This window comes from Roseibium sp. HPY-6 (assembly GCF_040530035.1).
Classification (GTDB): Bacteria; Pseudomonadota; Alphaproteobacteria; order Rhizobiales; family Stappiaceae; genus Roseibium.
Genome location: NZ_JBEWCD010000002.1, coordinates 2007203 through 2034075, shown reverse-complemented (window position 1 = coordinate 2034075; position 26873 = coordinate 2007203). Strand labels below are relative to the sequence as shown.

The following is a 26873-nucleotide window of genomic DNA, read 5'->3' as shown; positions in this document are numbered from 1 at the left end:
GCCTCCTATGACTGCCTGTCGATCAAACCGCCGGACTGGGCGGCAGACCTTGGTGGCAAGCCGCGAACCAGCCGCAACTCCTGCAGATCCAGACCGGCGTCCGCAAAAGACGCCTCTATAGTTTCACGAACGGCGTCGAGACTGTTGAAAGTCTCCTTCCTCTCAACCCAAAGGCTGACAAAGGTTCCGCCGCCACGAAGGCTAACCGCCGCTTCAAGTGGTCCAGTTGCGGTCAGATCCAGAGCGAAGCGCAGCCGCCAGGCAGGATCCGCATCCTCGCTCTCATTTTGACCATTGCCATCCCTGCCGATCTGCATTTGCAGGACAGCTGTTTCCTGTCCGAGCGCCAGCGGCAATTCCAGAACAATGTCCATTGGACGGGAAGCGGCTTGTGGCCGGTCGTCTGCCGTGATGCCGGAATTGACAAGTTGCGTCATTCGCACCCGGGCGAGTGCAGCGTTTGTTTCCTTCATCAGCGACTGCAGGTTTCGAGGTGCAGCGCCTGCCCAGAACCCGGTTCCCGCCTGCTGAGACTGAGCCTGCGGCGGATCCTGCCTGGACGGAGGAGCCGGTTGACCAGCAGGTCGCGTCAGCTGTTCACCGGTCCCCAATTGCTTCAAGAGTGACTTGAAAGACAAGAGTGCCGATTTGAGGTCCAACGGGGCACTGCTTGCAGGCGATTGAGGCGCGGCAAGGGACGCCTCCCTGAACTGCCCTGACGTGCGCACTGCCTGTTGCAGGTCCCGGCCAGTAATGTTCTGCGAAGTGTTCAGCCGCAGACCCAGGATCTGCTGCATGGCCTTGGTCACGGCGTCCGGCAGTGACACCTGGCCGGACGATTGTGCGGACATCAGGCTGCCGATCTGCGCATAAAGACTTCCGAGACCCGATTGCTGTTCCCCCAGTGGCTGCATGACTTCACGGGCAATCTGGGCTGCGGGCGAAGGGTTCACGGCGTTGCCTGCTGCGGGTTGTGCAGACGCTTGTTGTGTTCGAACAGACGCTGCAGGCTGATAGGACTGGGTTGAGGTAGATCTCAACCCGTCGCTTGCCTTCATACTGTGCTGCAGAACCGTTTCTTTAAGTGGGCTCGAAGACTGATCCGGCTGGTTTCCCGGCTGCATCGGCAAAGGTATACGGGGAGAGGCCGCCACCGTCGTGCCTGCCGTTGTCGTCATTGCCCTGTCGGCCAGCGGACTGCCGGGCGTCTTTCCAGCCACAAGTGGCTGCCCCTGCCCCGTTTGTACGACCGTTTTTTCAAGTGTCGGCGGTCCGGGTGTGCTTTGGGATATTGCCGGAGCACCGGGTTTTACTGTTGATGCCACTTCCGGAGCTTTCGCCTGCGTTACAGCACCGGTTGCCGAAGGCGTATGGCCGGTTGATCCTGCGGACGCAGGTGGCGTTGATGCTGTTGAGGATGGCTGTGATCCGGTTTGTGTCGGCGTTGGTCCGGAAACCCGCCCCGGCAATGCTTCTCCCTGCACGGACGCAGGGAGCGTCGTCGTCGCGCGCGCAGCCACATGAGATCCGGCTTCAGAGGTCGGCACATGCGGGACGCTCTGGGCCGTACCAGGCAATCCGGACGCTGATGGCGTGGTCCCTGGAAGCGTCGCTGGCGTGGCAGCAGGAGCGGCAGCAGTTCCCGCTGACTGCGTTGCTTGCACTGACTGCGAAGACGGTGTGGCGCTGACCTGGCCGGGAAGAGGTTTGACGGAGGGATTTGCCGACTGAAAACTTGCGACCGACGTTGCTTGAAGCGCCGGTGATGCAGTAGGCCTCTGTGTGAGTGTGTTGACCGTTGGCGGTGACACACTTGAACCGCGCTGCGAGGGAGGCCCCGCAGGTTGGGAGCCGTTGACTTGGCCAGATTGCGGTGTTGTCCTGACTGTAGCTGGGCTGGCCGCTTCCTGAGACGCCTTCTGCACAGCAGGCGGCGACGCTCCCTTCACACTTGCAGGCACTGTCGAGGCCTGGGGTATTGCTGCTTCCCGTGCTGGCACCGGCACGGAAGCGGCACGCAAAGGTGCGGCTTGAAACACATTTGAAGAGGCAGTGCTAACTTGAGAGAAGCTGGTCCTTGCTGCTGGCGCTGATGCATTGTCCTTGCCGGCTGCAGCCGTGCCGGCCTGGGTTCCTGCCTGGGCTTGAGCGGGCAGCGCCGCGTCCTGCCCCACCTTCCCCGAGGGTTGGGAAACTGCAATCTGTACCGCGATGTTTTGACGGTTGCCGGTGACGGTAACAGTCACGTCGGCTCCGGTTGGCAACGGCGCCGGTACACGAAGCTCGACTTTTGCATCCGACGTGGCAAGGCGTACGATGCCGCCCGGCAGGTTGGCTTCGACTTTTGCTGGGAACTGCGCACCGGGTTCAAGTCGAAGCGTCGTGGAAGCAGCCGTTGAGCTTTTTGGGATCGGTTGAGCGCTAACCGTTTCGACCATTGCCTCGTCTCGCACAAGTGCGCAAATGCAGATTTGCAAGCCTCAAGTATGACGGGATTCGCGTTCCGTGCACAGCCTTGACCCTGATCAATGCTGCCGAAACGTTAACCGCGCACAGTCCTTTTTGTTGTGAACTGAAGGAGACCGATTCCGTTCAGGACAATCGAAACGCTTGAAAGCCGATTTGAACATCAAGGCTGTAGAGGAGACACAGCGTGAACTGGATGGACCGCCTCAATGAGCGCGCTGAACTAATGGGCAGAATGCTCGACACAATCGGCGCAATGAAAAACATCCCCGCCGGAATTCAATCGGATGCCGCCATGCGTTCCGCTGCGATACGATGTATCAACTGCGGAAACACAGAAGCCTGCAAAAAGTGGCTTCAGGACCATCCCGATGGTGCCACAAGCCCGATGAAGGGTTGTCCAAACGAAGATCTCTTCAAAAGTTGGCTGGAAGACTGAGGGCGCCGGCGTTTTCCCTCAGGTTTGATTACGTCTTCGCCTCATCCAAAATGCGAGGCTTCCGGCCACAGCCCCGCCAGCAAAGCGGAACGGGAACATGGCGAGTGCCCCCGCATCCTGTGAGATCGGCTGCGGCAACTGCAACATGCCGACCGCCGCTTCCAGGATCAGCGACAGCGCAGCAGCCGCGAAACCGGCGATCCAAAGCTTCTGTGGACTGTCCGCCCGCCAGCCGAGATATGCGCCGATGAGAAGCGCAAAAGGGTTCAACAGGCCTGAGAGACCGAACAGATCGATCCAAGTGTCTGACAAGATTTCCATGGCGTTTTCATAACTGCGCTATTCTTGAAAAGCGAGACCTAATCCTTTCGGTTTTTTTGCAATGTTTTTCTATTTTTTTCTAAACGGTCAAATAAATTTCTAGAATATTTCCAAATTTTTCTGTCAATCGAACGATTTTAGACGAATTCATTATAACATGAACGATCATTCACCTATATTTTCTGTATTTTACTTTTTTAAAACTTGTGCTATCTTAAATTTCAACCTCAATATTGCATCCGGATCTTTTCGGACGCATCTTCTATTTGCACGAATTTTCATCATGTCGTTGACCTTAACTGTCCAGACCGACGATCCTACTATTGAAGCACTGGGCAAATCCGATCGCAGGCTCGGGATACTTTGCGCCCATTGTGGCCGCTTCCGTTACATGAATGGCTCGCGTTTCTCACAGGACCAGAAAGTCTCCGCCCTAAGTGGTTCGCTGTCTTGCAATTCCTGTGGTTCCAAAGACGTCTCAGCGATCGCGGTCTCGAGAAATCCAGAAAACGGCTACTGGCCTGCAGAGCGCAGCTGATACGCGGCAGAACCGCAACACGTTCTCTCAAAATCGCTTCAATGCAAGCCAACCACACTCAGACTGTTGCGCGGTGCATTTCGCCGTGCTACCCGATCTGCATTGATTGACGAGGTTTTATGTCCGGACAACAAGAGTCCTGAAGAAACCCGGCGAAGCACGGCCGGGCCATGAATGACACCGCTGCTGGCGAATCGCGGCAGTGGATGACTAACTGCATTCAAATTCAGGTTCTTCCAGACAAATGGACATATCGAAAGCCGAACAGCGGGTTCTGCACCTGCTGGCGCAAGGTGGCTGCATACGCGTGGAAAAAGACGAAGGCGGCCGCATCACCAAACAGGAAACAATAACGCGGGATGGCTGGTACTGGGGCGGTTGCTCCCTGCGCCTGTTCCGGAAACTCAAATACAAGAAACTGATTGCCTCCAGAAACAGCGGTCCCTACAGGATCACGCGGCTGGGGCTGAAACGGGTCCGATCACAGCTGGACAATTGCTGACCGCGACACGATCCCCAAAGTTAAGCAGGCGCACCGGACACCGGTGCGCCTGTTTTTTGTCCGCCCCCTTCCGAACAACGTCGCTTAGCTCCCCTTTTCAGTTACATCGGGACTGTCGCCAAGCAGATAGCGTGGCCCGCGGCCATGGCGCGATGCGGCATCGCCGGCGTTGTATAACTGGCAGGACTTCATGGACAGGCAGCCGCAACCGATGCAGGCGTCCAACTTGTCTCTCAAGGCCTCCATTCGCTCGATCCGCAAATCCAGGTGTTTTCGAAACTCTCGGCTCATGCGGGTCCAGTCCGCCTTGGTCGGCGCACGCCCTTCCGGCAAGCGGCCAAGCTGAACTGCAATTTCCGAAATCGTGAACCCAAACTCCTGAGCCACAAGCACGAACGAAAGCCGTCTGATGTCAGCACGCAAAAATCGTCGCTGCCCGCCGCTGTTACGGATCGGATGAACAAGTCCCTTTTCCTCGTAGAAGCGGATCGCCGAAACGGCCAAGCCGGTTCGTTCGGCAAGCTCTCCGATAGAGAGAAGATCACTCGCTTTCATAAGCTTTTTCAAAATATTCTCTTTACGCTCTTGACCTCAAGTTTACTTGAGGAACTATCTCAAGTGTCCAAGAGGAGTCAAACCTTGAAAGGACGCAATCATGAGCACTGCATTTCTGGAACACGTAAATGTAACAGTGACGGATCCCGAAGCGACGGCCAAACGGCTTGAAGACTGGTTCGGATGGAAGGTGCGCTGGAAAGGCGCAGCGATCAATGGCGGTACCACCTATCACATCGGAAACGAGACGAGTTATATTGCAGCTTATTCGCCCTCAAACGACACGACACCCGTGAGAGGTGAAAGCTACAGCCACCATGGCGGGCTCAACCATATTGCTGTCGTCGTTGACGATCTCGATGCGACCGAGGCGCGCATCAAGGCCGGTGGATACGAAACGCACAATCACCAGGACTACGAGCCTGGGCGCCGCTTCTATTTCGATGACGATGACGGAATAGAGTTTGAGATCGTCAGTTACAAATAACGCATCGCCATTCGCTTCCACACTGAAGCAAACAAGAACTGATCGAGACGGTTTCATGGCGTTTGATGGCTGCAAACTGCTGAGGTTTTTTTGTGCAATCCGGCAGTTTCAGCGGCCATATTTTGGCACTTTCTTCTGAAACACTCCCTCTTTCGAGGACGAAACCCGACGTGGACGACGGCCAAACAAGCGCTGCAGTCCTCAACGGGTTCGAAAGGGAGGGATGGATGAAGCTTGTGCGAAACGAGGAAGTCGCCTGGACGAATGGTTCAGGGTACAGAAAAAAAGTCCTGTTGCAGGAGCGGGATGTCAATCAGGACGGGTCATTGGTTCAACTGGTTGAGATAGCTCCCCATACACAGGTCAAAGACCACTATCACAAGTCCTGTACCGAAGTTTTTCACGTTATTTCGGGAAAAGGCGTATTTCGGATCGGTGGCAATCAGTACGACATGGAGCCTGGTCAAACGCTGACCTGCGAACCGTTCGAGGTTCACAGCACCGAAAACCCGTTCGACTTTCCATTTACCTACATTGTTTTCAAAACAAACGCTGTCGAAAACGACCTGTACTGGTGCGATTCGACTGATGTGCACCAAAACGGGCAGTACATTCTTGAAGGCCGCGTTTAGGCCTTTTTCGCGCCGCGAGTGGATAACCACTCGCAGCGATCGCTAGCGCGCTAGTGCCCTGTCAGAACGAGTGCCGAAATCGGATAACGCAACGCCTGACCGCGAATCATGATCGCGTGGACGAGGCCGACGGTGTCGACGACATGCAAAAAGACGAACTCACCTGTGCCGAGGTTCTCGTCCGTTGTTAGACGCTCGTGGTTGCTCGTATAGGCGTTTACTGAGCAGCTCGCTCCAGGCGGCAGTTTTTCCAGGCCGTTTTCATAGAGCGGTTCAAGGATCACGGTCACGGTGCCCTGTTTGCGGGCCGCTTGCGACGTGTCGAAAAGCTGGCTGCCGGCAGATACCTGGCCAGAGGCAATCACATTTTGGACGTCTGTGACAACCAGCGGGATAATCGTGAAGGGTACTGAAGGGCAAAACGCTTCAGCGATCATGCCCGGTTTCATGACCTGAGCCTCGATCTGGCTGAAACCGGCAACTATGCGTTCGCGCTGCGAGTCCTTCGGAATCAGCACACCAGCAGGCCTCATGAGCGGATTGACGATGTCTCCCGGGCGGAGCACGAACTGGCTCACCGTGCCGTCGACACCCGCATAAACGGTCATTTTTGAAAGTTCAACTTCCGCTTCTTCTTCCCTCGCCCGAGCGCTTTCAAGACTCGCCGGCAAAGCAATATTGATCTTCGTTTCCACCAGTTCCTTATTTGCTTCTGCAGCCGACAGAGCGCCTTCAGCCGCGTCAACGGTTGTCTGAAGCGTCTCTATTTCACGCTCGCTGACCACGTTGGAGTTCCGGTCGAACAGTTCCTGCTTGGTGTCGAGCTCATCCTGCGCCTGTTTCACAGACGCTTGCGCCTGCTCGACCTGGGCGGTTGCAACCGCAAGCTCTCCCCGTGCGAGGGCGATTTCACCTTCGATTTCGGCAATCTGTTGCTTGGCCGTATTGACGTCAGCCTCCTGACGACTGCTGTCCAGCTTGAACAGCGGATCACCGGCCTTGACCTCCGTATCCAGTGAGAGCGGAACAAAGACTTCCGCAACACGTCCTGACCCTTCCGGAAGGATCGGCAGGACACGGAACGTGGATACGGCGGTTGTTGACGAGGGATGGAAGTAAAAGATCAGCGTGATCAGCGAAATCGTGAGCATCAGACAGGACACGATCCCGTAACGCAATTCATACCAAACCGAATAAAGCGTAATCTCGTGACCGATGCGCTTTCCCTGAACATACCGGCGAAAGAGGTAATCGGGCAGGATCGTGATCATGGAACAGAATAGGGTCTCAAACACTTATCCTGCCTCCCTAAACTTTTTCTTTGATAGCTTGATCTGGCGCCGGCTCGCTCGCGGGCTCCTTGACGGCTTCGGCTGCAGGCGGCGGCGCTTCGAATTCCTCCTCCTCAGGTATTTCATCCGGTTCCGAATTTGCCGTTGCGCCCGCGTCATCCCTGCCCGCGTATTTCCGCGCAGCTTTGCTCGCAGAACTCGCGATTGTTTCAAGCGGCGTCATGAAATCCGGCAGTTGGATGAATGCGAGCACCAGCGCCGCCACCCAGAAGATCTGATTGTGAGTAAAGAGTGCCAAAAGGCCCAGAACCGCAACAAGCTCAAACTGAATTCGGCCGTGCTTGTGGGCAAGTCGTTCGGGCAGAGAGTGCAGATAGAGATAGAAAGTGCCGAGCAGAAGAATAATCACAATCAGCGCGATCAGAACGGTTACCATCATCTGATCACTTCCATCTGCCTTTGGAATAAAAAAGGGCAAATGATGAGGCGCAAGCTCGTGCATTTTCTCAGTCATTTTCAAATCCGTAAATAAACGCGATGAGACAACGTGTTCCAGTATCCACCCGGCGTCAAACAAAAAGGAATTTGAGTTTACTGATGCACAAGAAAGACCGCGCGCTGCGGTACGAGCACGCTCTCAGGACTGTTCAGCGGTCTAATTTCCGGCGAAAAAGCCAATCAAGCGGACAAGGCAGCCCTATCGCGGCGCCATGCGGATCGCGCCGTCAAGGCGAATGGTCTCGCCGTTCAGCATATCGTTTTCGCAAATTGCCTGGACAAGTTGGGCATATTCATTTGCCTTGCCGAGCCTGGAGGGAAACGGTACCTGCTGGCCGAGCGAATCCTGAACATCTTGCGACAACCCGAGCAGCATCGGTGTCTCGAAGATGCCCGGAGCGATGGTCATGACACGAATGCCGGATTTCGAGAGATCCCGGGCGACCGGTAAAGTCATACCCGCGACGCCGGCTTTAGAGGCGGCGTAGGCCACCTGACCAATTTGCCCATCAAAGGCCGCGACCGATGCCGTCGACACGATCACTCCGCGGCCACCGTCCGCGGTAATCGGGTCCAGTGCCGCCATGCCCGTCGCGGATATCGAAAGACAGCGGAACGAGCCGATGAGGTTGACCGCTACAACCTTTTCAAACATGTCCATTGCGTGGGGTTCGCCCCGAGAGGTCGTCTTCGCAACCGGTGCAATGCCTGCGCAATTGACCAGGACCCTCTCCTGGCCGTGCGACGTGCGCGCCTGATCGAAACCGGCCTCTACGCTGGCCTGACTGGTGACATCGACTTCAGCAAAGACGCCTCCGATTTCAAACGCGGTTTCCTGTCCCTGCTCTGAGTTGCGGTCGAAAATCGTGACCTTGACGCCCTGTGAAGCGAGCATTCTTGCCGTCGCCGCGCCAAGACCCGACGCACCACCCGTTACCACCGCCGACAATGTTGAATCCAGCCTCACGAAGATCTCCTGCGTTAGTCAATCAATTGATATTTATGTATTTTTGTCTATCAATTGACTTTTACGTCAAAATTAACCGGCAAAGTGGCCCAGAAACAAATGCGGGTCAAGTCTATTTCCAGTGTTCTTGTGAATCATCATTGGGAACGCAAGGCACGCGAGCGCCAGAGACCAACCTATTGCTCGGCCAACACCACCAGATCAATCGGCTGGCGCATTCCGGCGACATGTACACAGGGCCGCACCTCCAACAGCGCCGCCTGATATCCCTGCCGAAGCGCAAGCTCCCATGTCGGCTGGTCGGTCAGAGAGGAAGAGTTTTGCGCCTTGTTGGCGTCTTCAAGCTTGGCGGCACGATTTACAGCGTCGCCGATCACGGTAAACTCGAGCCGGGTCTTGGACCCGATCACACCGACGGTTACGGTTCCGGCTGCCGCAGCGGTTCCAATCCGAAGCTGTCCTGGCCAGCCTGCTGAAGTAAACCGCTCCTGCTCCGCAGCGACACAGGCAACCAGCTTCTCGGCGGCTCGCAGTGCGTCGGCTGCATAGGTTTCGGACGGGTAGACGGCGCCAAACGTCGCCAGAATGCCGTCACCGAGAAACTTGTCCACGCTGCCGCCTTCCTTATTGATCACCTCGACCACAAGGTTCTGATATTCGGCAAGAACAGCCAGAACCGTCTCAGGATCAAGGGTTGCCGAAGTTGATGTGAAGGAACGGATGTCGGCATAAAGGATCGCCGCCTCGCGCAAGCTGCCCTCACCCGCCTCAAGAGCAGTGTGGGCGTCGGTAATTGATGCCGCCACTTCCGGAGCGAAGAAGCGGCGCAGATCCTGCGCAGCAGCCTGATCCCGCGTCGCCTCGAAAAGCATCGACCGGCCGCGATACAACGCTACGGACAAAATGATGGTCACGGCAAGGATGACCATGGTTTTATCGAGCTCAGCGCCAATCAGGATCGAGTTCCCGGTCAGGTAGTCGACGTAATTGCGCGTAACGCGCATTGAATCCATGTCGGCAAAAGCTGCGTAAAAAACGAGCCCAAGCCAACCTGCAACAGCGACCAGTCCCGTCGTCAGAACGAAGCGCGGATCAAACCTGAGCGCTCTGAGGCCGATGAAAATGAAAACGTACATCAGCGTGGGCGTCTTCAAGTAAAACGACGGGTGTTGATCATACTGAATGTGAAACGAAAATATCAGCCCGACGAGAAGCGCCATGTCCACGCCAATTGAGATGAGCAGGTACCACTGCGGCAGTTCAAACCGATACGAAAGCACAAGGCGCAAGACGGTAAACAGGAAATAGGCGCCGAGCGCTATCGGCACGAAGTTGAAACCGGCAGTGCCTTCGGCTCGTGGTGCAATGGCGTAAAGTATCGAAAAAAACAGAACGAGACCCAGTTGAACCCAGCTGATCAGCCTTTCTGACGAAGCTTCACGCGCGCGAATTTCCGCACGCACCCGGTTCGGGATGCCTGTTTCGGGCGGTCCGCCCTGAAAAATGTAGCGGATCAGTTGGGTAATTGAGCTCATGTTTATCCACTGTCAAAAACAGAGCGGAGTTTCTCCTTTTAGCGGAATTTTCGCAATAAGCTGTGCGTGAAAGTGACCCGTCGTGAAGGCGCGGGCCTACCAGCCGCCGGTCAGCCGCAACTGTTCCACCTTTTGCAGCAGTTCGCCTTGTCTTCTGCAACCGGATTTGGATAGCGCCGATTTGATCTGGTTGCGCACAGTGTGGATACTGACGTTACGCTGGTCGGCAACTTCCGCCGCAGACATTCCCTTGGCTAACAGTAAAACGGTTTTTGCCTCCGCGTTGCTCAAGGCAAATTCCTGTTGGAGTTGCTCCGTTGAAGACATGGTGTTTTCGACAGCTTTGAACGCTAACAGGACCGCCTGCCCTCTGCCGTTCAAAAACGCTCCAAAAGGGGACTGGTCCAGATCGCCCAGTTTCATTCCAATCGTCCTGCAAGTCCACTCGGTGCCCTTTGCATCAATCAGTCTTGCATTGCCGAAAACATCCGAATGGCCATTGGACGATCGCCGAAGCAAAGAAACGAGCTGCGCCTGCATCTCTTCGGAGCTGAATTTCAGGCGGCGGTACATGTCGCAGCCAATCAACGATCCCTCGCCGAGCATTTTTTCGCCTTCCGAGCATGCGTAGTGAACCATCATGGCCGGATCTACGATCAGGATCGCTGTGCCTGTGCCAAGCAAATGCCTTTCAGCTGCCCACTTTTCGAACGTCAACCCCATGATCATTCGATTGACCTCAAGGGACTGCCGGATAACCGGGGCCAGTCTTACGCAAAGTTGCAGCCAACCGTCCTCATGTTTGTCCTTGTCTCTTGCGCGCACGTTGCCGCCGATCAGAAACATCCGGCTGGCGTCGAAGGCGAGCATGGATCCGCCGCCCGCATGAATGTCTTCGAGGGGCTCCAGAATGTCAGCGTAGAATTGGGTGCGCTTCAATTCAGATGGTGCGCACAACTCATGCGCCGTGATCGCGTCTCCAATGCCGCATTTGGCAAAATTCGCAGCATATGGGTTCCGGTCCGCGTAATGCGTTTCGTAAAGATGGAGAATCTCCGGATCGTAACCGGAGGCATATGCCAACGGCGCTGCCTTCGAAAGTTCATCGTAACCGATCAGTTGCGTGCAAACCTGCGTGCCCTGTGCACGTCCCATTGCATCCAGGAACACCTGCCATTGAGACGGATCGACGGAGGCGGCAGCAGCGAGGTTGGAAAGTTCGACAAGTTTTTCAGCCCGAACGACCACATGCTCCCCCAAAAAGTGGTCCGGGTTGCCTTTTCGGCGCACCGTGACGCTACAACCTATCTGCAACCCGTAATTTATAGTCAGATATAGTCCATTTGGACCATGCAATTAATGCATACATCTAGTAAACAAGTCTTGATCGTGTTGTTCAGTCTGAGGCAGCGCCAATTTTTGCTGTTCGGACTGTAATCCGAGTGCAGCATGGGAATTCCCGCATTCCCGCACAAGGCGAGCGATCAATTTTTTAGCTGTGTTGTTTTTTGGGCGGCCATTTGGGCCGCCATTTTTTCTTCTAGTCGCCGTCTTCCGCACTGTTCGAAGCGATGAGCCATTCGTCGTGCGTGCTTATCTTCGATAAAACCCAGCGATGCTTCCGCGTTGCCGGAAGCAGGAAAGCGAACGAAAAAGGCGGCCCCTCATGTGGGACCGCCCGAACACTTCTCAGATTGTTCTCGTCAGGCTTTCTGACGCTTGCGTGCAATGGCAAAAACGCCAAGACCGCTCAACAGCAGCAGGCCACCAGCGGGAAGCGGCACAGTCGTCGGCGGCTCGAAGTGAACCGTCACGGCGTTGAGCTTCCAGTAGTCTTTTCCTTTCTTGTAGCCCTTGTCAAATGCACCAAACATAAACAAGGAACTCTCGACGCCGCCAAAATCCGAAAACGGATTGTCGTCCTGCCTGTAGCTCAGGAAATCGCCATCGCCATAAGATCCGTCACCACTCAGGTCGTATCCCCAGCGGAAATCGTCCTTGTTGTCGAAAAAGCTGAATGAAACCGAAGACATTTCTACGTCGACGTCTTCGCCGTTATAGCTGAAGCTTGCGGTGATGAAGTCACTCCAACCACTGCTGTCCACCTGGTGGCTGTTGTCGCCCGGGCTGTTGGTAACGCTCGCGCCGCCGTAGTAGCGCCCGATCCGGGCATCATCCGTGGCGTTCAATGTGTTGTTCGGGCCACCGATCGTGTAACCGTTCTGGCCGTTGGAAGTTACCGTCCGATCGCTGCCGGAAGCATCGAAATCGTTGGTGAACGCACCGGCTGTAAACGTCGCCGTCAGGCCATCCACAGTCAGCGTGAACGAATTCGACAGACTGTAGTAATTTGTTGAATCGCCCGGATACTTGGACAAATTGAACGTAACCGGAGTCGCATGCACCATGCTAACGCTTGCGAGAAGCAAAGCACCACTTAAAATTATCTTCTTCACGTTATATTTCCCGATGTCACAAATATCTAGAAAACACCACAACCATTCATTAACACATGGGTTGCATTACAGCAATAACCTTAATACCGCAAGTCACTTCAAGGCCGGTCGTCGAAAGAAATGACCTCTGCAACTCATATCCCTCCACCAGGCACGGCCGACGAAGCACAATCTGCGTTGTCGCGGATAGTAAGCAACTGGTTTTAAAGCGCGGGCACCGAAGTCGGAAAGCGACGCAGGGTTCCGGTCAAGGTCGCAGGATCATGCCCTCGCTTGCGACCAACGTCCCCGGATAAGCCTCTTGCGCCGCCAGGCCAATCTCATCAAGTTCATCATCGGAGCGCCGGGGGTCATGGTGGAACAAGACCGGCGTCTTGACATTCCCGACACGCGCAAGCTGCACAGCTTTCTGCCAGGTCGAATGGCCCCAACCCTTGAAGTTGTCGTATTCATCATCGGTGAACATGGCGTCATAGATCATGACGTCAGATCCTTGAACAAATGCGGGCAACGCCGCATCGATCTCCGCATCACCGTGTTCGTGATCAGTAATGATACAAATGGATTTACCGCGAAAATCAAAGCGATACCCGCAAGCTCCGCCGGGATGATTGAGCTTTATCGTGCGGATTTCCAGTTCGTCCGAGCGCGGAATGTTATCTCCCGCCTTGAAGGACTTGAATTCGACGGCCTTCAATGTTTTTGCGGCAACAGGGAAGATCGGCGGCGACATGATGCGGCTGACAATGTCGACAAGTTTCGTACCGTCCTGAAAGTGGCCGGCCCAGGCCGTGACGGCAAAATTCGGGTCGTAGGCAGGCTTGAAAAACGGCAGACCGCAAATGTGGTCAAGATGCGTATGCGTGAACAGAAGATCAAACTTGCGCGCCTTTGCCTTGCAAAGCTCCATGCCGAAATTGCGCGCTCCAGAACCACAGTCCACGAGCACCAGTGCATCTCCGGCCCGAATTTCAAAGCAGGAGGTTTCTCCTCCGTAACGCAGCGTGCTTGAACCCGGTGTCGGTGTTGATCCTCTCACACCCCAGCAGCGAAGTAAGAATTCATCTGCCACGTTTTACTCCCTAATCACCGGAGGCTCCCCGGCGGGCATCTGCCAAGTCGCGGGTCGTCCGCTCGAGGCGCAATGCCAATGTTCGCATGACTTCTAATGAAATATCCGGAAATTCTTTCAATAGTTTCAAGAAATCGTCTTTGGACACCGTCAGAACGTCCATATCGTTCGCAGCAACCAGCGTCGCGGTTCGTGGTACATCACACAAAATCGCGATCTCACCGACAATGGAATTCTCTGAAACCTGAGCGACTTGTTTCTCGCCTTCCGGAGTATCTACGAGCACGTCCGCCGATCCTGCCAGGATAATGAAAGCGCAGTCTCCCTCCTCACCTTGCGAACAAAGGCGCTCTCCAGACGTGTATTCCGTGCGTTCACTAATGAAGGCAAGCAGACGCAGCTTGGTTTCATCGATGCCGTGAAACAACGGCACCTTTCGAAGGGCTTCGACTTCAGTTTCAAGCGTCATGCTTTGCTCCCGACTTATTGTTCTTCTGACATATTTTTATCTGGGCATGCAATCGGTGTTGCAGGTCTCCTGTGTTCCCACGCACTGGCGACCATCTACCCTGTATCTGTCATCCGTCCCTGATCCAAAACGAATCGCTGATCAAATTCCGCGGCGATCTCAGCGTTCGATGTTCCATACAAAAATGTTTTTTCGGACAAGACCTCCCGCAAAGCACTGCGTAGGGTCTTGTCATCTTCGGTCAGGCCGGTCGCAATATCATCCAATATGGTGATTTTTGCGTTCTTCAAAAGACCACGAACCAGTGCGATGCGCCGGCGCTGCCCCGCGGACAGGCGAGATCCGGACACACCGACATGATAGCCGAAGCCGGCGTAGATAATGGGATGGCGCAGGCCAGTCTCCTCAACGATTGTGCGAATGACGTTGTCAATGCGGCGGCGCGCGTCACGGCGATCGACGCGTGCGCGACCGAAAAGCAGGTTGTCCTCAATCGTCAGGGGCGGCAGATAGACATCCGGATCGAAGGCAACAAAGCTGTCGCCGCTCTTGACCACACTTTCCAGGAATTTTTTGCGCGCCTCGATAACTTCGTCGCGCAAATCATCGGTCATGACACCCAGACGATGGCGGGCGGGAACGAGCTTGAAGGCAAGCCCCGTAAGGCGTGAACGGTCCGCATCTGTCAATCCGGGTCGTTGCTGCCCGGATTTTGCAATTCTGACGATACGCTCAAATTCCGGCAGTTCATCCTGGTTGATGAACGAATACGAGCCAAGAAGACCACTGTCACCAGACACGTTTGCAAACAGCTCCAGCATGGTCTCGGCGATTTTCTGACCGATCTGCTGAAGCTTCTGGTCGAAACCGGTTTCGGCCAGGAATTTCTTGACCTCCTCCAGCTCCGGGACCTGGTCCATTGTGATCTCTGGATCGGACGGCACGGCGAAAAAGAGATTTTCCGCCAGGCTGGCGCTGGCGTTGAAGCTGTCCCGATTCCAAAGTTCAACCAGCCCACTCAGCTTCGGCTCGTTGGCGATCCGGCCGGCCAGGCTTTTGCGGACATTGAGGATTTTTTCGGCAAAGGCGTCGTTCATCGATGGGTCGAGCCTGGATTGCAGCCCGAGCCGGTAGATATCGTTGTCGAGACGCACCGTCTCCAGCAGCTCAAGTGCTTTTTCGTCGAGCTCCGCATCGTTGTTGACGCCCGCCGCGGCAAAGTCGTTCCATTCGGCAGCAAGATCATAGACGGGATTCTTGGTCTGGTTGGCTTCGTTGACGCGCCGCTTGTATTTCTTTTTTTCTTCAGCGCTGCGTTCGGGGGGAACCAGCGGCCTGTGACGCAGACCGTAGTAGAGATTGTCCCGAATTGTCCCTGTCCACACGTGAACGGCCCCGCCCACGTAGGCGATCTCGCGCCCCAGTGTTGAATCCGTAAGCTTGTCCAGATCGTGATCGCCGATCAAAACTTTTCCCGAAGATGCGGATACAAGCCCTGCGGCCAGTTGCAGAACTTCGGACCGGCCCGACCCGTCCGGGCCGACAATCGCGCTTGAGGATCCCGCCGGAACGGTAAGCGAAATGTCCATCACTTCCTGACCGGCAGCACCACCTGAGAAGCTGACACGTTCGAATTTCACATCGCCGTCGAGCTTGACATCGTCGTCGGCGGTCAGGCGTTCCGTGTCGTGAATGTCCGGCGGATCGAAATTCTCCACAACGGTCTGATACTTGACGCTGACATCGGCAGTCATCTGGTAAAATGACAACAAGAGTTTCCAGGGACCCGCAAGGTCCTTATAGGCCGCAATGACAGCCAGAAGCGCACCGATGCTGAGATTTCCCTGAATGACCAGATAGCCGCCGATAAGGTAGAAAAAGAACGGCGTCAGCTGGTTCATGAAATTGTTCAGGAACTTGATGAGAAACTTGCGATTGAAGATCTCGTAGCGGATCTTGAAGTTCTCATAGAGCCGATCGGAAATGTCTGCCGAGTGCCAGGCAGCCGCATCGTTGGCGTGAATTTCGGCGACACCTGTTATGCTTTCGCCGACCTTGTCCGCGATGACGCGAACGTTCTTGACCCGCTTGCGCGACAGCAGAATGACCTTCTTCTGCAGCATCGGGATCACGTAACCCTGGATCGGATAGGAACTGACTGCCGCAAGTCCGAGCAAAGGATCCTGCATGAAAATGAAACCGAGCTGCACAATCAGCATACCGCCCTGGTATGCCGGTAGAGCAAATGCTTCGCCGATATAGCCGCCGACATCCTCCACTTCCGATGTGATCATAGGGATGATTTCACCGGAACTTACTTTACGGAAATGTGGAAGTCTAAACCGCAGAACGCGCTGGAACAGCTCGAACCGCAGACGCCGCAGCATTCGCTCGCCGAGACGGCCTTTATAGACGTTGAGGTAGAATTTCAGCCCGTTGGAAACGACAACGAGACCCAGAAACGTGCAACAAAGCAGCACCAGGTAAGGGATCTGATCAAAATCGAAGCCAAAAACATTACGCGGAAAATTGTCGCCCTGAACGGCATCGTTGACGATCAGTTTTGGTAATTCGAGCAGAAAATAGACCACCGGATAGGTAAGAACGGTGACCATGAGTATAAAAATCTGCTGGCGAGCACTATACTTCCAAATAAATCCAAAAAGGCCTTTTTCCATTTGCTCGTCCAAACACTTATGGATCAATTATGTTCAAGCAGATCATTTTGGTATATTAGCGATCCAAATACGATGCGCCAGACAGGATTAGCATTTGCCACAAACAGTTTAAATCTGTTCGACCCCGAAATTTGCACCGTCGCAGATATCCGGACGTGACAACCATCGGGCAGTTGAGACATAAGCTTCCTAGGGCAGCATTACAAATCAGGGGCAGTATGAGTTCCAAAACGCCGAAAATTCTGATCTACAGCCACGATTCGTTCGGACTGGGTCACCTGAGACGATGCCGTGCAATCGCGCACTCCCTTGTTGGGGACTTTGATACGCTTTCCGTCCTGATCCTTTCCGGCTCCCCGATCATTGGAAGTTTCGAGTTTCGGTCACGCGTTGATTTCGTTCGAATTCCCGGCGTTATTAAGCTGCGCAATGGCGAGTACACCCCTTTGTCTCTCCATATCAACATCGACCACACACTGGCGATTCGCTCGTCCATTATCGAGCATACGGCAAAGGTTTTCGAACCGGACATTTTCATCGTCGACAAGGAACCGCTCGGCCTGCGCGGCGAAGTCCTCGGAACACTGGAAGCGTTGAAGCAGACGGACACACGCCTGGTGCTTGGCCTGCGCGACGTCATGGACGATCCGCAGGTCCTCAAAGAGGAATGGGAGCGGAAGAACGTCTATCCGGCGCTCAAGGATCTTTACGACGAAATCTGGGTGTACGGTCCGCAGGATATCTGCGACCCGCTTGAGGGGATTTCCGTACCTGACGGTGTTCTGGAGAAGCTGCGCTACACCGGATACCTGCGCCGTGACCTGCCGAGCTCGTCCCTGGAACAACACGCACCGTCACCCTTCGGTGAAGAGCCCTACATTCTCGTAACGCCCGGTGGCGGCGGCGACGGAGTGGAAATGGTTGACTGGGTCATGCGTGCCTATGAAACCCGGCAGCGTCCGCTCTTCCCGGCACTGATCGTACTCGGACCCTTCATGCCGGCGGCGGCGGCTGCGCAGTTCAGCGAACGCGCCGAGCATCTGCGCGATGTCGAGATTATCCGGTTTACGCCCCAGATCGAGCCCTATCTGGCGAACGCAACAGCGATTGTCGGCATGGGCGGATACAACACGTTCTGCGAGATTCTCTCGTTCAACAAACCAACACTGATGGTGCCGCGCGTCATACCGCGCAGAGAACAGGCAATCAGAGCCGAGCGGGCGGAACAGAGCGGCCTGTTGAGGGTCTTGCCGATTGACCGGTACCCGGACTCGGACCTGATGGCCGCAGCTCTTTCCGACCTGCCAACGCTGCAACCGCCGTCGTCTGCCGGCGTCGACAATCTGCTTGATGGTCTTGATGTTATCTCGGGCCGTGTCGGCGAGATCATCAGTACACATCAGTCTGAGGGTGCCGCTCGAAAACTGGTCAATTTCTAACCGGCGCAAGCTTCTTCCCAATCATCTGGAACCATCACCCACATGTCCCGTATCGCCGTCGTGGTCAAAGGCTACCCGCGTCTGTCCGAAACCTTTATTGCCCAGGAGATGCTCGGCCTTGAGAGGCGTGGTATCGAGATCCTCATTGTTGCGCTCCGAAGACCCTATGATCCCTACATTCATGACCTTCACCGACAGATTTCGGCCGAAGTCATGTATCTGCCGGAATATGTGAAAGACGATCCGGCGCGCGTCGCAAGAGCAAAGAGATGGGCGGAAAAACAGCCGACATACAGCGCGGCAAAGGCGCTGTTCGATGCGGATTTCGCGCATCAGCCCACGGCCGACCGCCGGCGCCGGTGGGCGCAAGGCTGCGTGTTCGCGCACGAACTGCCGAAAGACGTGACCTGGATCTACACCCACTATCTGCACACACCATGCTCAGCCGCACGGTATGCCGCACACCTGTCCGGCCGTAAGTGGTCTTTTTCCGCGCATGCCAAGGATATCTGGACCAGTCCGGTGTGGGATCTGGAAACAAAGATTAACGATGCCGCATGGGGCGTGACGTGCACGCGGGTCAATGTAGACTATCTCAGTGGATTGTCTGCCACTCCCGACAAGGTCGAGCTCCTCTATCATGGCCTGGATTTTTCCGGTTTTCCGGATCCCGCGGCAACGGCTTCAACGCGTGACGGAAGTAGCGAACCAGTCAGATTGGTTTCCGTCGGCCGGGCGGTGGAAAAGAAGGGCTACGACGATCTGCTTGTGGCGCTATCGAGATTGCCCAAATCTCTCGACTGGCAGTTCACGCATATTGGCGGCGGCGAACTTTCAGAGGCGCTTAAAGCCACGGCCGAACGACTTGGCCTCTCTGACAGGATCGATTGGCGCGGCGCGCAGCCGCGAGAAGAGGTAATTGCGGCCTGTCAGCATTCCGACCTTTTCGTTCTTCCATCCAAGCTTGCCAAAACCGGCGATCGAGACGGCTTGCCAAACGTTCTGATGGAAGCACAATCCATGGGAGTTTGCTGTCTTTCGACCGAGGTATCCGCGATTCCGGAGCTGATCTTGCACGATGAAACCGGTGTCCTTGTTCAGCCCGGCGCGCCGGAAGAACTCGCTGAAGCTCTGCAAGCGCTGATAAAAGACCCCGAACGCAGGCGCGCATTAGGCGTTGCAGCTGCCAAGAGAGTGCGCACGCATTTCTCAACCGATCCGGGTCTCGACCGGCTGGCCGCGAAATTTCGGCCGGTGCTGTGAGCAGTCTGAACGGAAGGGCTTCATGAAAATCGCCTTTACAGCCCCCATGAAACCTCTGGATCATCCGGTTCCCTCCGGCGACCGGACGATGGGGCGGTTGATCGTAAAGGCATTGGAAGAAGCCGGCCATGAGATCCGCATCGCAAGCACGTTTCGATCGTGGCGCAAGGAAGGTAGCCGCGAAATACAGAAAGAGGTTGAGCGGGAAGCGTTGATTGAAGCAGAACGCATCGCGACTGACTGGACCCGCCAATCCTACAAGCCGGATGTCTTTCTGACCTATCATCTCTATCACAAGGCACCGGACTGGATCGGCCCGATGCTATGTGCAAATTTTGATCTCCCCTATGCCGTCGTCGAAGCAAGCCGCGCACCCAAGCGTCAATCCGGAGCCTGGGCCTACGGTTTTGCCGCAGCGGATACAGCTCTGAAGCGCGCCAATGCCGTCGCGGCGATCCACAATGCGGACGCGGAGTGTCTGGGAGCCGTCGTCCCAGAAAGTCGCCTGGATGTCCTCCTGCCCTTCCTTGATGCAGCCCCCTTCCAGGCGGCTGCTGAAGCTTCACGAAGGCCACCGGCCTCCGTGCCGTTGAAGCTGCTGACTGTTGCCATGATGCGCGAAGGTGACAAGATGCGCTCTTACGAGGTGCTGGCCGGTGCACTGGAAAACATTGCCGATCAACCATGGCAGCTGACCATTGTCGGAGACGGTCCGGCGAAAGAACATGTGTTGAAGCTTTTTCCTTCAAACAGAGTGACATGGGCCGGTGCTGCGAAGCCGGAACAGTTGCCGGCGCATTATGCACAGTCGGACCTTCTGGTCTGGCCAGCCATTCGCGAAGCCTTTGGTCTTGTGTTCCTGGAAGCACAGGCCAGCGGGACGGGCGTGATTGCCGGCGACACGTTCGGGGTTCCTGATATCGTTCGGGATAGCGAGACAGGTCTGCTCTCAGCGGAAGGAGATGCGGAGGCCTTTGCTGCCAATCTTGCCAGAGTGATTGAAAATCCAGCACTCGCAGACAAGATGGGCCGCGCTGCCAGCGCCCATATTCGGGAACGCCACACCTTGGAGGCCGGAGGTATTCGGCTTGAAAGCCTGATACAGAAGGCGATCGGGAACCATGCTCACGGACAAGAAGGCCAAACCAAGTGACGTTCAAGGCCTTTATTCACGTGCAGCATCTTCTCGGCACGGGCCACGTGGTCAGAGCTGCGAAGATCGGTAAGGCCCTCGCCGCGAAAGGCGCCGATGTGACGTTGACAACCGGGAACAGCATTCCACCGACTGTCGATGTCATAGGCCTCACCATTATCGAACTGCCGCCATGCAAAAGCCCGGACGCCGCGTTCAAGCGGCTTGTCACGCTGGAGGGGCAAGATATTGATGACGCTTGGAAATCAGCTCGCGTTAAAGCATCGATTCAAGCATTTGAAGCCGATGACTTCGATCTTTTGCTCACTGAGACCTATCCGTTCGGCCGCCGCCAGCTCGACTTTGAACTGACGCCACTTTTGGCCTCCGCCAAAGCAAAAGACCACGTTCCCCTGATTGCGACATCGATCCGGGACATTCTGGTGCGCAAGAAGGAGCTTTGGAAAGAAAAGTGGATGGCTGATCAGGCGCTCAAATACTACGATCGCATCCTCATTCATGCAGATCCGGATTTCATAACGCTTGCCGACAGTTTTCCGTTTGCTGGAGAAGTGGAGCACCTGGTTCGCTACACCGGATATGTCGGCGGCGAACAACGCACCGCGCCGGAAACGACGGACGGCAACGACGAGGTCATCGTTTCCTGCGGTGGTGGCGCGGTCGCGGAAGCCCTGCTGTCAGCGGCGCTCGAGGCAAGACCTCTCAGCCGGCGCGCGGAAGACGCCACCTGGCGCGTTCTCATAGGCCACGATGTTTCGCCAGACGCCTTTGCGATCTACAAGAAAAGTGCGCCTGAAGGCGTGATTGTCCAACGGGCGCGCAGGGACTTTCCGGACCTTTTGAAACGGGCTCGTCTTTCGATCAGCCAGGCTGGCTACAATACTGTGCTCGACGTTCTCATTGCCGGTGTTCCGGCCGTATTCGCGCCGTTCGCTCAGGAAAACGAAACCGAACAGACTCAGCGTGCGCAGGCGCTTGCGCGGCATGGCCGTGCCGTCGTCGCACCCGAAGCCGGTCTGACACCCGAGCGCCTCGCGGCAGCGGTGGACGACGCACTTGCCCTTCCCCGCAGCCATCACCATGTGCAGCTCGGCGGCGCTACAAACAGCGCCGATATCCTGATGCGCGATATGGAAGCCAGAACCTCATGACGCCCGACCGGAAACGCTTCACAGACGAACTTGTCGGGCATCTCGACTGGTTCGCCGAACGCGGACGGAAAGTGAGTTTCTGGTGGCGGGACGACGATGCGATCGAACCGACGCCAGCGCTCGATCGCATGCTGCAGATCGCCAATACCCATGGGATCGACCTTGCCCTGGCGGTTATCCCGAAGAATGCAACCGATGCGCTTGCCGAGCGCCTTTCGGACGAACCGCACGCCTTCGTCCTGCAGCACGGCTGGCAGCACAAGAATTTTCAGCTTAAGGAAAAGCGTGAAAAGGCGGCCGAGCTTGGATCAAGGCGCGACCCCGATGAACTGATGGCGCAGCTTGCAGAGGGAAAGGAAAGGCTTCAAAGTCTTTTCGGAGAGAAGTTCATTCCCGCAATCGTACCGCCCTGGAACCGGATCGATCCGGAGATCTCACGGCGCTTGCCCGGCATCGGTTTACCGGGATTGTCGACCTTCACCTTTCACAACTTTCCTCATGACCATCAGGTTCAATCACACATCGACATCCTGAAATGGAAAAAGCAGGTGCGCTTTATCGGCTGGGAAAGCGCCCGCCTGCGTTTCGACCTACAGCTTTGCCGTCGCAGGAACACCGGCAATGAACCGGTCGGACTGCTGACGCATCATCTGGCACATGACGAAGCCAGTTTTGATTTTCTCGAAGAATTTCTGGCAATCGCCGCACATCATGAAGGTGCCGCGTGGCCGGCAGTGACGGGGTTGTTCGGCTGAGGAAATCGCAGCTGTTTTCTATTTCGTTTCACTTCATCTTTGATGATGGCCTTGCCATGTCGCCCCTCGTCCCTCTTTCTGCGAAGTCATTTTTCCGCTGAGAGACGTCCCCAGTTCAACCTGGAATGACGGAGCGACGATCAACGCTGGATTTGGCCAAAACAAACGCTCGCACCTCGGCTACTGAGAAACCGGCAGGAAGCCTCATCACAGGGGCATTCGAAACATCGAAGGGTCTGCGATTACCGGGTTCCTGCCTTCGCAAGAATGACAAGTGAGAAGACAGCGACCTCAGGTAAGAAGCCGTTTTAAACTGATTGTCATTCCGGCCAAGCGCAGCGCGAGCCGGGGTCCAGTACGCAGCGGACTACCGGCTCCAGGCACAGGGTCGAAGCGCCGCGACTTCCAGACAGTTGTCCTGATCCGGATGGCGGCTGGTAAAAACACTTCAGCAACAGCCAAAAGTTTACTCCGCCGCAGTGACATTTTCCCGCAACGCACTGGCATACCGCTTCCGCAAAAGCGCCAGTTTGGGGTCTATATAGGTCTTGCAGAACGGACGATCGGGACCGGACGCATAATAATTGCGGAACCTTTCGTCCGACGACTTGAACTCTGCGAGCGTGAGGACCTTGGTCACAAGCGGATCGTCAAACTCCCGCTGCAGCGCACGAAGTATCCGTCCAACCTTCACTCCCGTGCCGGCATCATAGACGTAGACGGCGGACCGGTACTTGCCACGCATCTTGTGATGCGACGTGCTGGAATGGGTGCGCAGGTGGATCTCAATCAGGCTTTCAAGCGGAATGGCGACCGGATCGAAGGTCACAAGTACAGCCTCCGACCATCCATTGTCGGGCGGGTCGGAGCGAATGAACCCCTGCTCCACCCGCGAAATGCCGGCAATCGCCTGAAAGACGGCTTCCGTACACCAGTGGCATCCGCCGCCCAGCCCGATCTTCACCTCTGCCTCCAATGTCATTCGTTCCTTTCCACTGTGCCAAAGTTTGTCGTTGCCGCAAAATACGGTCTCTGAGATTCCCCCAGGGCAGATTCACTCAAATTTCAGCACCTTGTCTCTTGGCGTAAAAACGTCTGGGCACTAGGATCGTTCCGACCTGCCTCCAATGGAGCCCTCCATGTCCCACGATCATGATCACGAGCATTCAGAGTTGTCAGACGTCGAACTGCGTGTGCGCGCACTCGAAACGCTGCTGACCGAAAAAGGATATGTCGATCCGCCGGCGCTGGACGAACTCATCGAGACCTACGAGACAAAAGTCGGACCGAAAAACGGAGCCATGGTCGTCGCAAAGGCCTGGACGGATCCCGAATACCATGCCCGCCTTATGAGCGATGCAACGGCTGCAATTGCCGAACTCGGCTTTGTGGGGCGGCAGGGTGAGCACATGGTTGCGGTAGAAAACATTCCCGGCATCCACAACATGGTCGTTTGCACTCTCTGCTCCTGCTATCCGTGGACTGTCCTCGGCTTGCCGCCGGTCTGGTACAAGTCAGCGCCTTACCGCTCCCGCGCAGTGCGCGACCCGCGTGGCGTCCTGGCGGAATTCGGCGTGACACTGCCCTCCGGGACAGACATCAAGGTCTGGGACTCCACGGCAGAAGTCCGCTACCTGGTCGTCCCTCAAAGACCTTCAGGGACTGAGGGGTGGGACGAGAGCGAACTGGCCGCACTTGTCACACGCGACAGCATGATCGGGACCGGGCTTGCGCTTGACCCGTCTGAACGGGAGAGTGCGGCATGAATGGAGCACAGGATCTTGGCGGCCAAATGGGTTTCGGGCCGATCGAGCTTGAAGAAAACGAACCGAACTTTCATGCCAAATGGGAAGAACGTGCCTTTGCGCTGACCCTTGCCATGGGCGCGACCGGGACCTGGAATATCGACACCTCACGCTTTGCGCGGGAATCGTTGCCGCCCCCTGTTTATCTTTCTTCCAGCTACTACAAGATCTGGACGCTCGGGCTTGAAAAACTGCTCGTTGACCATGAACTTGTGAGCGAAGAGGAACTCCGGGCCGGTCAGTCACTCGCGCCTGCCAAACCGCTGAACCGGGTCGTGAAAGCGGATGAAGTCGCCGGCATTCTCGCAAAGGGTGGCCCGGCCGACCGGCCACAACAGCAGCCTGCCCGCTTCAAGGTGGGTGACAGGATCCGCACCAAACGCATGAATCCGGAGCATCATACGCGTCTCCCCCGCTATGCCCGCGACGCCCCGGGCACAATTGAAGCCGTTCATGGTGTCCATGTTTTTCCAGACACGAATTCGCGAAAGCTGGGCGAGCAGCCGACCTGGCTCTACGGGGTCGTCTTCAAGGGAACCGATATCTGGGGTGATGACAGCGATCCTGATTTGACCCTTCGTCTCGATCTCTGGGAGCCTTATCTTGACCTTGCCTGACGCAGCTACGTTCATGCCGAGGCTTCCGCTGGACCAGGACGGCGGACCGGTTTTTGCAGCCCCTTGGGAAGCGCGCATATTCGCCATGACAGTGCAGGCGCACGAAGCCGGTATGTTCGAATGGCCAGAATGGGCGGAACACCTCAGCGCGGAACTTGCAAAAGACGGCGATCACGAAAGTGCTTCGCTCAGCTACTATGACCACTGGCTCAACGCTTTCGAAAACATCCTGAACGCGAAGGGCGTTGCCGGCACCGGACAGCTGGCCGACCTCAAAGCGGCGTGGGACGAGGCAGCCAGATCGACGCCCCATGGACAGCCCATCGAGCTGAAAAGATGAGTGGCTGCAGATGAAGCTCAAGGTCCCCCCACCGCTTATCCTGATCGTCGCGGTGACGTTCACTTATGCCGCCGCGTCCTGGTTTCCGGGGCTGACCTTCGACTTCCCCGGACAATTCGTACTGGCGGCGATCCTGTTTTTCCTTGGACTTGTGCCCGATATTCTGGCGCTTTTGACTTTTGTCCGCCGGAAAACCACCGTCAACCCGATGGCACCGCAGGAAACAAGCGCACTTGTAACCGATGGAATCTACAGGATCAGCCGCAACCCCATGTATCTCGGACTTCTCTTCCTTCTGATCGCGGCATCGCTCTATTTCAGCAGCTTCATGTCGATCCTGATCATTCCCGCCTTTGTCGCCTACCTGACGGAATTCCAGATAAAACCAGAGGAAGAGATTCTGAAACAAAAATTCGGCGAACCTTATGAAAACTACCTGCGGAAAGTGCGTCGCTGGGTGTAGTCGGTATGGCCACCAGTATTTCAGGCGCCGAGATAAAGACCGCTCCACGCTTTGAATGCATCGGCGGCAAAGCGCAGGAAAGCGCGAATTCGAGCAACGTTTTTCAGATCCGGATGGGTCAGGACCCAGATGTCGAGATACCGCGAGGGCTCCATACCAGGGATCCGGATCAGGTCGGGATCGGGATCCCCCAGGAAGCACGGTAGGCGACCGACACCCATGCCGACTTTCACGGCCGCCACAAGCGCAATCATGTCATCCGCAACCAGGCTGATAAACGCGGATGGATAGCGCGAGCGGATGTCCTTGGGCACGCCCTGCCCCCACCATTTGAAAGTCACACACGGAAGTGGTGCGCTGGCGTGGCTGGTTTCCAGAATGTCGCGGTGTTTGCGGGCAAAATCGCGGGACATGTAATAACAACGGTTCTGGCCGGTTGCCAGACGGCCGAACAGCGTCTCGCCGGGATTGTCCGTCACTCTGACAGCGATATCCGCCTCGCGGCGATGAAGGCTGAGCTTCTCGTTGGCCGCGACCATCTGCAGTTCAATCCGGGGATGGCGCTCGGCGAATTGCTGCATGATCTCTGCAAGCTGCACCTGGAAAAGCAGCTGAGCGGCCGTTATTCGCAGCGGGCCTTCCAGTTCGGCATCCTGAGCGGTGATGCGCGTATCGAGGGCCAGCACCTCCGCCTCCATGCGCTTGGCGGCAGCGACAGCTTCTGCACCGGCCGCGGTCGGCACGAAGCCTTCCGGCAGGCGTTCGAAAAGCCGCGTTGCCATACGCTCTTCGAGCGCGGACAGGCGGCGAGAAACGGTAGAGTGCGTGACGCCAAGCCCCTTCGCTGCCTTCGTCACATTGCCGGCATTTGCGATAGCCAGCACGAATTTCAAGTCGTCCCAGTTCTCCATCGAGGTATCAATCGCAGTTAAATCAAAAGAATCCGATGTCTTTTTCCAGCGGTGCATTTTTGCACATCC

At 56.1% G+C, this 26873-nt stretch carries 27 protein-coding genes; 13 read left to right on the top strand and 14 right to left on the bottom strand.

Features of this window, described 5'->3' with window-relative positions; translation table 11 throughout:
- Window positions 1–5: 5 nt before the first annotated feature.
- Window positions 6–2438: a flagellar hook-length control protein FliK gene (fliK, locus tag ABVF61_RS20595; RefSeq protein ID WP_353995405.1), complete on the bottom strand. Its 2433-nt coding sequence runs from the start codon at window positions 2436–2438 to the stop codon at window positions 6–8.
- A gap of 224 nt (window positions 2439–2662) precedes the next feature.
- Here fliK and ABVF61_RS20590 point away from each other — a divergent pair, with 224 nt between their 5' ends.
- On the top strand, window positions 2663–2905 hold the full coding sequence (locus ABVF61_RS20590; RefSeq protein ID WP_353996466.1) for a DUF6455 family protein: 243 nt from the start codon (window positions 2663–2665) through the stop codon (window positions 2903–2905).
- An 18-nt stretch (window positions 2906–2923) separates the two neighbouring features.
- On the opposite strand, the gene ABVF61_RS20585 is transcribed toward ABVF61_RS20590, so the two are convergent.
- Window positions 2924–3226, bottom strand: a complete 303-nt coding sequence (locus ABVF61_RS20585; RefSeq protein ID WP_353995404.1) for a phosphatidylglycerophosphatase — start codon at window positions 3224–3226, stop codon at window positions 2924–2926.
- A gap of 782 nt (window positions 3227–4008) precedes the next feature.
- Here ABVF61_RS20585 and ABVF61_RS20580 point away from each other — a divergent pair.
- Window positions 4009–4266 carry a YjhX family toxin gene (locus tag ABVF61_RS20580; RefSeq protein ID WP_353995403.1) on the top strand — a complete coding sequence of 86 codons (258 nt, stop codon included), beginning with the start codon at window positions 4009–4011 and terminating at the stop codon, window positions 4264–4266.
- Between the two features lie 84 nt (window positions 4267–4350).
- Here the strand turns inward: ABVF61_RS20580 and soxR are convergent, their stop codons facing one another.
- Window positions 4351–4821 (bottom strand): redox-sensitive transcriptional activator SoxR, encoded by a 471-nt coding sequence (gene soxR, locus ABVF61_RS20575; protein ID WP_353995402.1) that lies wholly within the window; start codon window positions 4819–4821, stop codon window positions 4351–4353.
- A gap of 100 nt (window positions 4822–4921) precedes the next feature.
- Here soxR and ABVF61_RS20570 point away from each other — a divergent pair, with 100 nt between their 5' ends.
- Entirely contained in the window at window positions 4922–5308 is a 387-nt protein-coding gene (locus ABVF61_RS20570) for a VOC family protein (RefSeq protein WP_353995401.1), read from the top strand.
- A 227-nt stretch (window positions 5309–5535) separates the two neighbouring features.
- On the top strand, window positions 5536–5940 hold the full coding sequence (locus ABVF61_RS20565; protein ID WP_353995400.1) for a cupin domain-containing protein: 405 nt from the start codon (window positions 5536–5538) through the stop codon (window positions 5938–5940).
- A 50-nt stretch (window positions 5941–5990) separates the two neighbouring features.
- On the opposite strand, the gene ABVF61_RS20560 is transcribed toward ABVF61_RS20565, so the two are convergent.
- The 9 genes from ABVF61_RS20560 to ABVF61_RS20520 all read right to left on the bottom strand — a co-directional run bounded on the left by ABVF61_RS20560 (window position 5991) and on the right by ABVF61_RS20520 (window position 16844).
- Window positions 5991–7235, bottom strand: coding sequence for an HlyD family secretion protein (locus ABVF61_RS20560; RefSeq protein ID WP_353995399.1), 1245 nt, complete (start codon window positions 7233–7235; stop codon window positions 5991–5993).
- A 13-nt stretch (window positions 7236–7248) separates the two neighbouring features.
- Window positions 7249–7746, bottom strand: coding sequence for a hypothetical protein (locus ABVF61_RS20555; RefSeq protein ID WP_353995398.1), 498 nt, complete (start codon window positions 7744–7746; stop codon window positions 7249–7251).
- A gap of 183 nt (window positions 7747–7929) precedes the next feature.
- Window positions 7930–8697: an SDR family NAD(P)-dependent oxidoreductase gene (locus tag ABVF61_RS20550; RefSeq protein ID WP_353995397.1), complete on the bottom strand. Its 768-nt coding sequence runs from the start codon at window positions 8695–8697 to the stop codon at window positions 7930–7932.
- 176 nt (window positions 8698–8873) lie between these two features.
- On the bottom strand, window positions 8874–10232 hold the full coding sequence (locus tag ABVF61_RS20545) for an adenylate/guanylate cyclase domain-containing protein (protein ID WP_353995396.1): 1359 nt from the start codon (window positions 10230–10232) through the stop codon (window positions 8874–8876).
- A 96-nt stretch (window positions 10233–10328) separates the two neighbouring features.
- Window positions 10329–11480 (bottom strand): helix-turn-helix transcriptional regulator, encoded by a 1152-nt coding sequence (locus tag ABVF61_RS20540; protein ID WP_353995395.1) that lies wholly within the window; start codon window positions 11478–11480, stop codon window positions 10329–10331.
- Between the two features lie 455 nt (window positions 11481–11935).
- Window positions 11936–12688 carry a VPLPA-CTERM sorting domain-containing protein gene (locus ABVF61_RS20535; RefSeq protein WP_353995394.1) on the bottom strand — a complete coding sequence of 251 codons (753 nt, stop codon included), beginning with the start codon at window positions 12686–12688 and terminating at the stop codon, window positions 11936–11938.
- A 247-nt stretch (window positions 12689–12935) separates the two neighbouring features.
- Window positions 12936–13760: an MBL fold metallo-hydrolase gene (locus ABVF61_RS20530; RefSeq protein WP_353995393.1), complete on the bottom strand. Its 825-nt coding sequence runs from the start codon at window positions 13758–13760 to the stop codon at window positions 12936–12938.
- A gap of 10 nt (window positions 13761–13770) precedes the next feature.
- A complete protein-coding gene (locus ABVF61_RS20525; RefSeq protein ID WP_353995392.1) occupies window positions 13771–14229 on the bottom strand; it encodes a cyclic nucleotide-binding domain-containing protein in 459 nt (152 codons plus the stop codon).
- 95 nt (window positions 14230–14324) lie between these two features.
- Complete coding sequence (locus ABVF61_RS20520) at window positions 14325–16844, bottom strand: ATP-binding cassette domain-containing protein (RefSeq protein ID WP_353995391.1); 2520 nt, start codon at window positions 16842–16844, stop codon at window positions 14325–14327.
- 281 nt (window positions 16845–17125) lie between these two features.
- On the opposite strand from ABVF61_RS20520, the gene ABVF61_RS20515 reads away from it, so the two are divergent.
- The 5 genes from ABVF61_RS20515 to ABVF61_RS20495 are packed head-to-tail and all read left to right on the top strand — an operon-like array spanning window position 17126 to window position 22668.
- Complete coding sequence (locus tag ABVF61_RS20515; RefSeq protein ID WP_353995390.1) at window positions 17126–18346, top strand: glycosyltransferase family protein; 1221 nt, start codon at window positions 17126–17128, stop codon at window positions 18344–18346.
- Between the two features lie 42 nt (window positions 18347–18388).
- Window positions 18389–19609: a glycosyltransferase family 4 protein gene (locus ABVF61_RS20510; RefSeq protein ID WP_353995389.1), complete on the top strand. Its 1221-nt coding sequence runs from the start codon at window positions 18389–18391 to the stop codon at window positions 19607–19609.
- Between the two features lie 22 nt (window positions 19610–19631).
- The gene (locus ABVF61_RS20505; protein ID WP_353995388.1) at window positions 19632–20762 is read left to right on the top strand and encodes a glycosyltransferase family 4 protein; all 1131 of its coding nucleotides are present in this window, start codon (window positions 19632–19634) and stop codon (window positions 20760–20762) included.
- Window positions 20759–21913: a glycosyltransferase family protein gene (locus tag ABVF61_RS20500; RefSeq protein WP_353995387.1), complete on the top strand. Its 1155-nt coding sequence runs from the start codon at window positions 20759–20761 to the stop codon at window positions 21911–21913. The genes ABVF61_RS20505 and ABVF61_RS20500 overlap by 4 nt, the downstream gene beginning before the upstream one ends.
- On the top strand, window positions 21910–22668 hold the full coding sequence (locus ABVF61_RS20495; protein ID WP_353995386.1) for a polysaccharide deacetylase family protein: 759 nt from the start codon (window positions 21910–21912) through the stop codon (window positions 22666–22668). Before ABVF61_RS20500 ends, ABVF61_RS20495 begins: the two co-directional genes overlap by 4 nt.
- Before the next feature lie 466 nt (window positions 22669–23134).
- On the opposite strand, the gene ABVF61_RS20490 is transcribed toward ABVF61_RS20495, so the two are convergent.
- Window positions 23135–23650, bottom strand: a complete 516-nt coding sequence (locus ABVF61_RS20490) for a peptide-methionine (S)-S-oxide reductase (RefSeq protein ID WP_353995385.1) — start codon at window positions 23648–23650, stop codon at window positions 23135–23137.
- Between the two features lie 157 nt (window positions 23651–23807).
- Between ABVF61_RS20490 and nthA the strand changes: the two genes are divergently transcribed.
- From nthA to ABVF61_RS20470, 4 genes are read left to right on the top strand one after another with little or no spacing between them, the layout of a single operon-like run.
- Window positions 23808–24434, top strand: coding sequence for a nitrile hydratase subunit alpha (gene nthA / locus ABVF61_RS20485; protein ID WP_353995384.1), 627 nt, complete (start codon window positions 23808–23810; stop codon window positions 24432–24434).
- Complete coding sequence (gene nthB, locus ABVF61_RS20480; RefSeq protein ID WP_353995383.1) at window positions 24431–25090, top strand: nitrile hydratase subunit beta; 660 nt, start codon at window positions 24431–24433, stop codon at window positions 25088–25090. Before nthA ends, nthB begins: the two co-directional genes overlap by 4 nt.
- Window positions 25077–25430 carry a nitrile hydratase accessory protein gene (locus tag ABVF61_RS20475; protein ID WP_353995382.1) on the top strand — a complete coding sequence of 118 codons (354 nt, stop codon included), beginning with the start codon at window positions 25077–25079 and terminating at the stop codon, window positions 25428–25430. Before nthB ends, ABVF61_RS20475 begins: the two co-directional genes overlap by 14 nt.
- Window positions 25431–25440: 10 nt before the next feature.
- Window positions 25441–25893, top strand: a complete 453-nt coding sequence (locus tag ABVF61_RS20470; RefSeq protein WP_353995381.1) for a methyltransferase family protein — start codon at window positions 25441–25443, stop codon at window positions 25891–25893.
- A gap of 20 nt (window positions 25894–25913) precedes the next feature.
- Here the strand turns inward: ABVF61_RS20470 and ABVF61_RS20465 are convergent, their stop codons facing one another.
- Complete coding sequence (locus ABVF61_RS20465) at window positions 25914–26804, bottom strand: LysR family transcriptional regulator (protein ID WP_353995380.1); 891 nt, start codon at window positions 26802–26804, stop codon at window positions 25914–25916.
- Window positions 26805–26873: the final 69 nt, after the last annotated feature.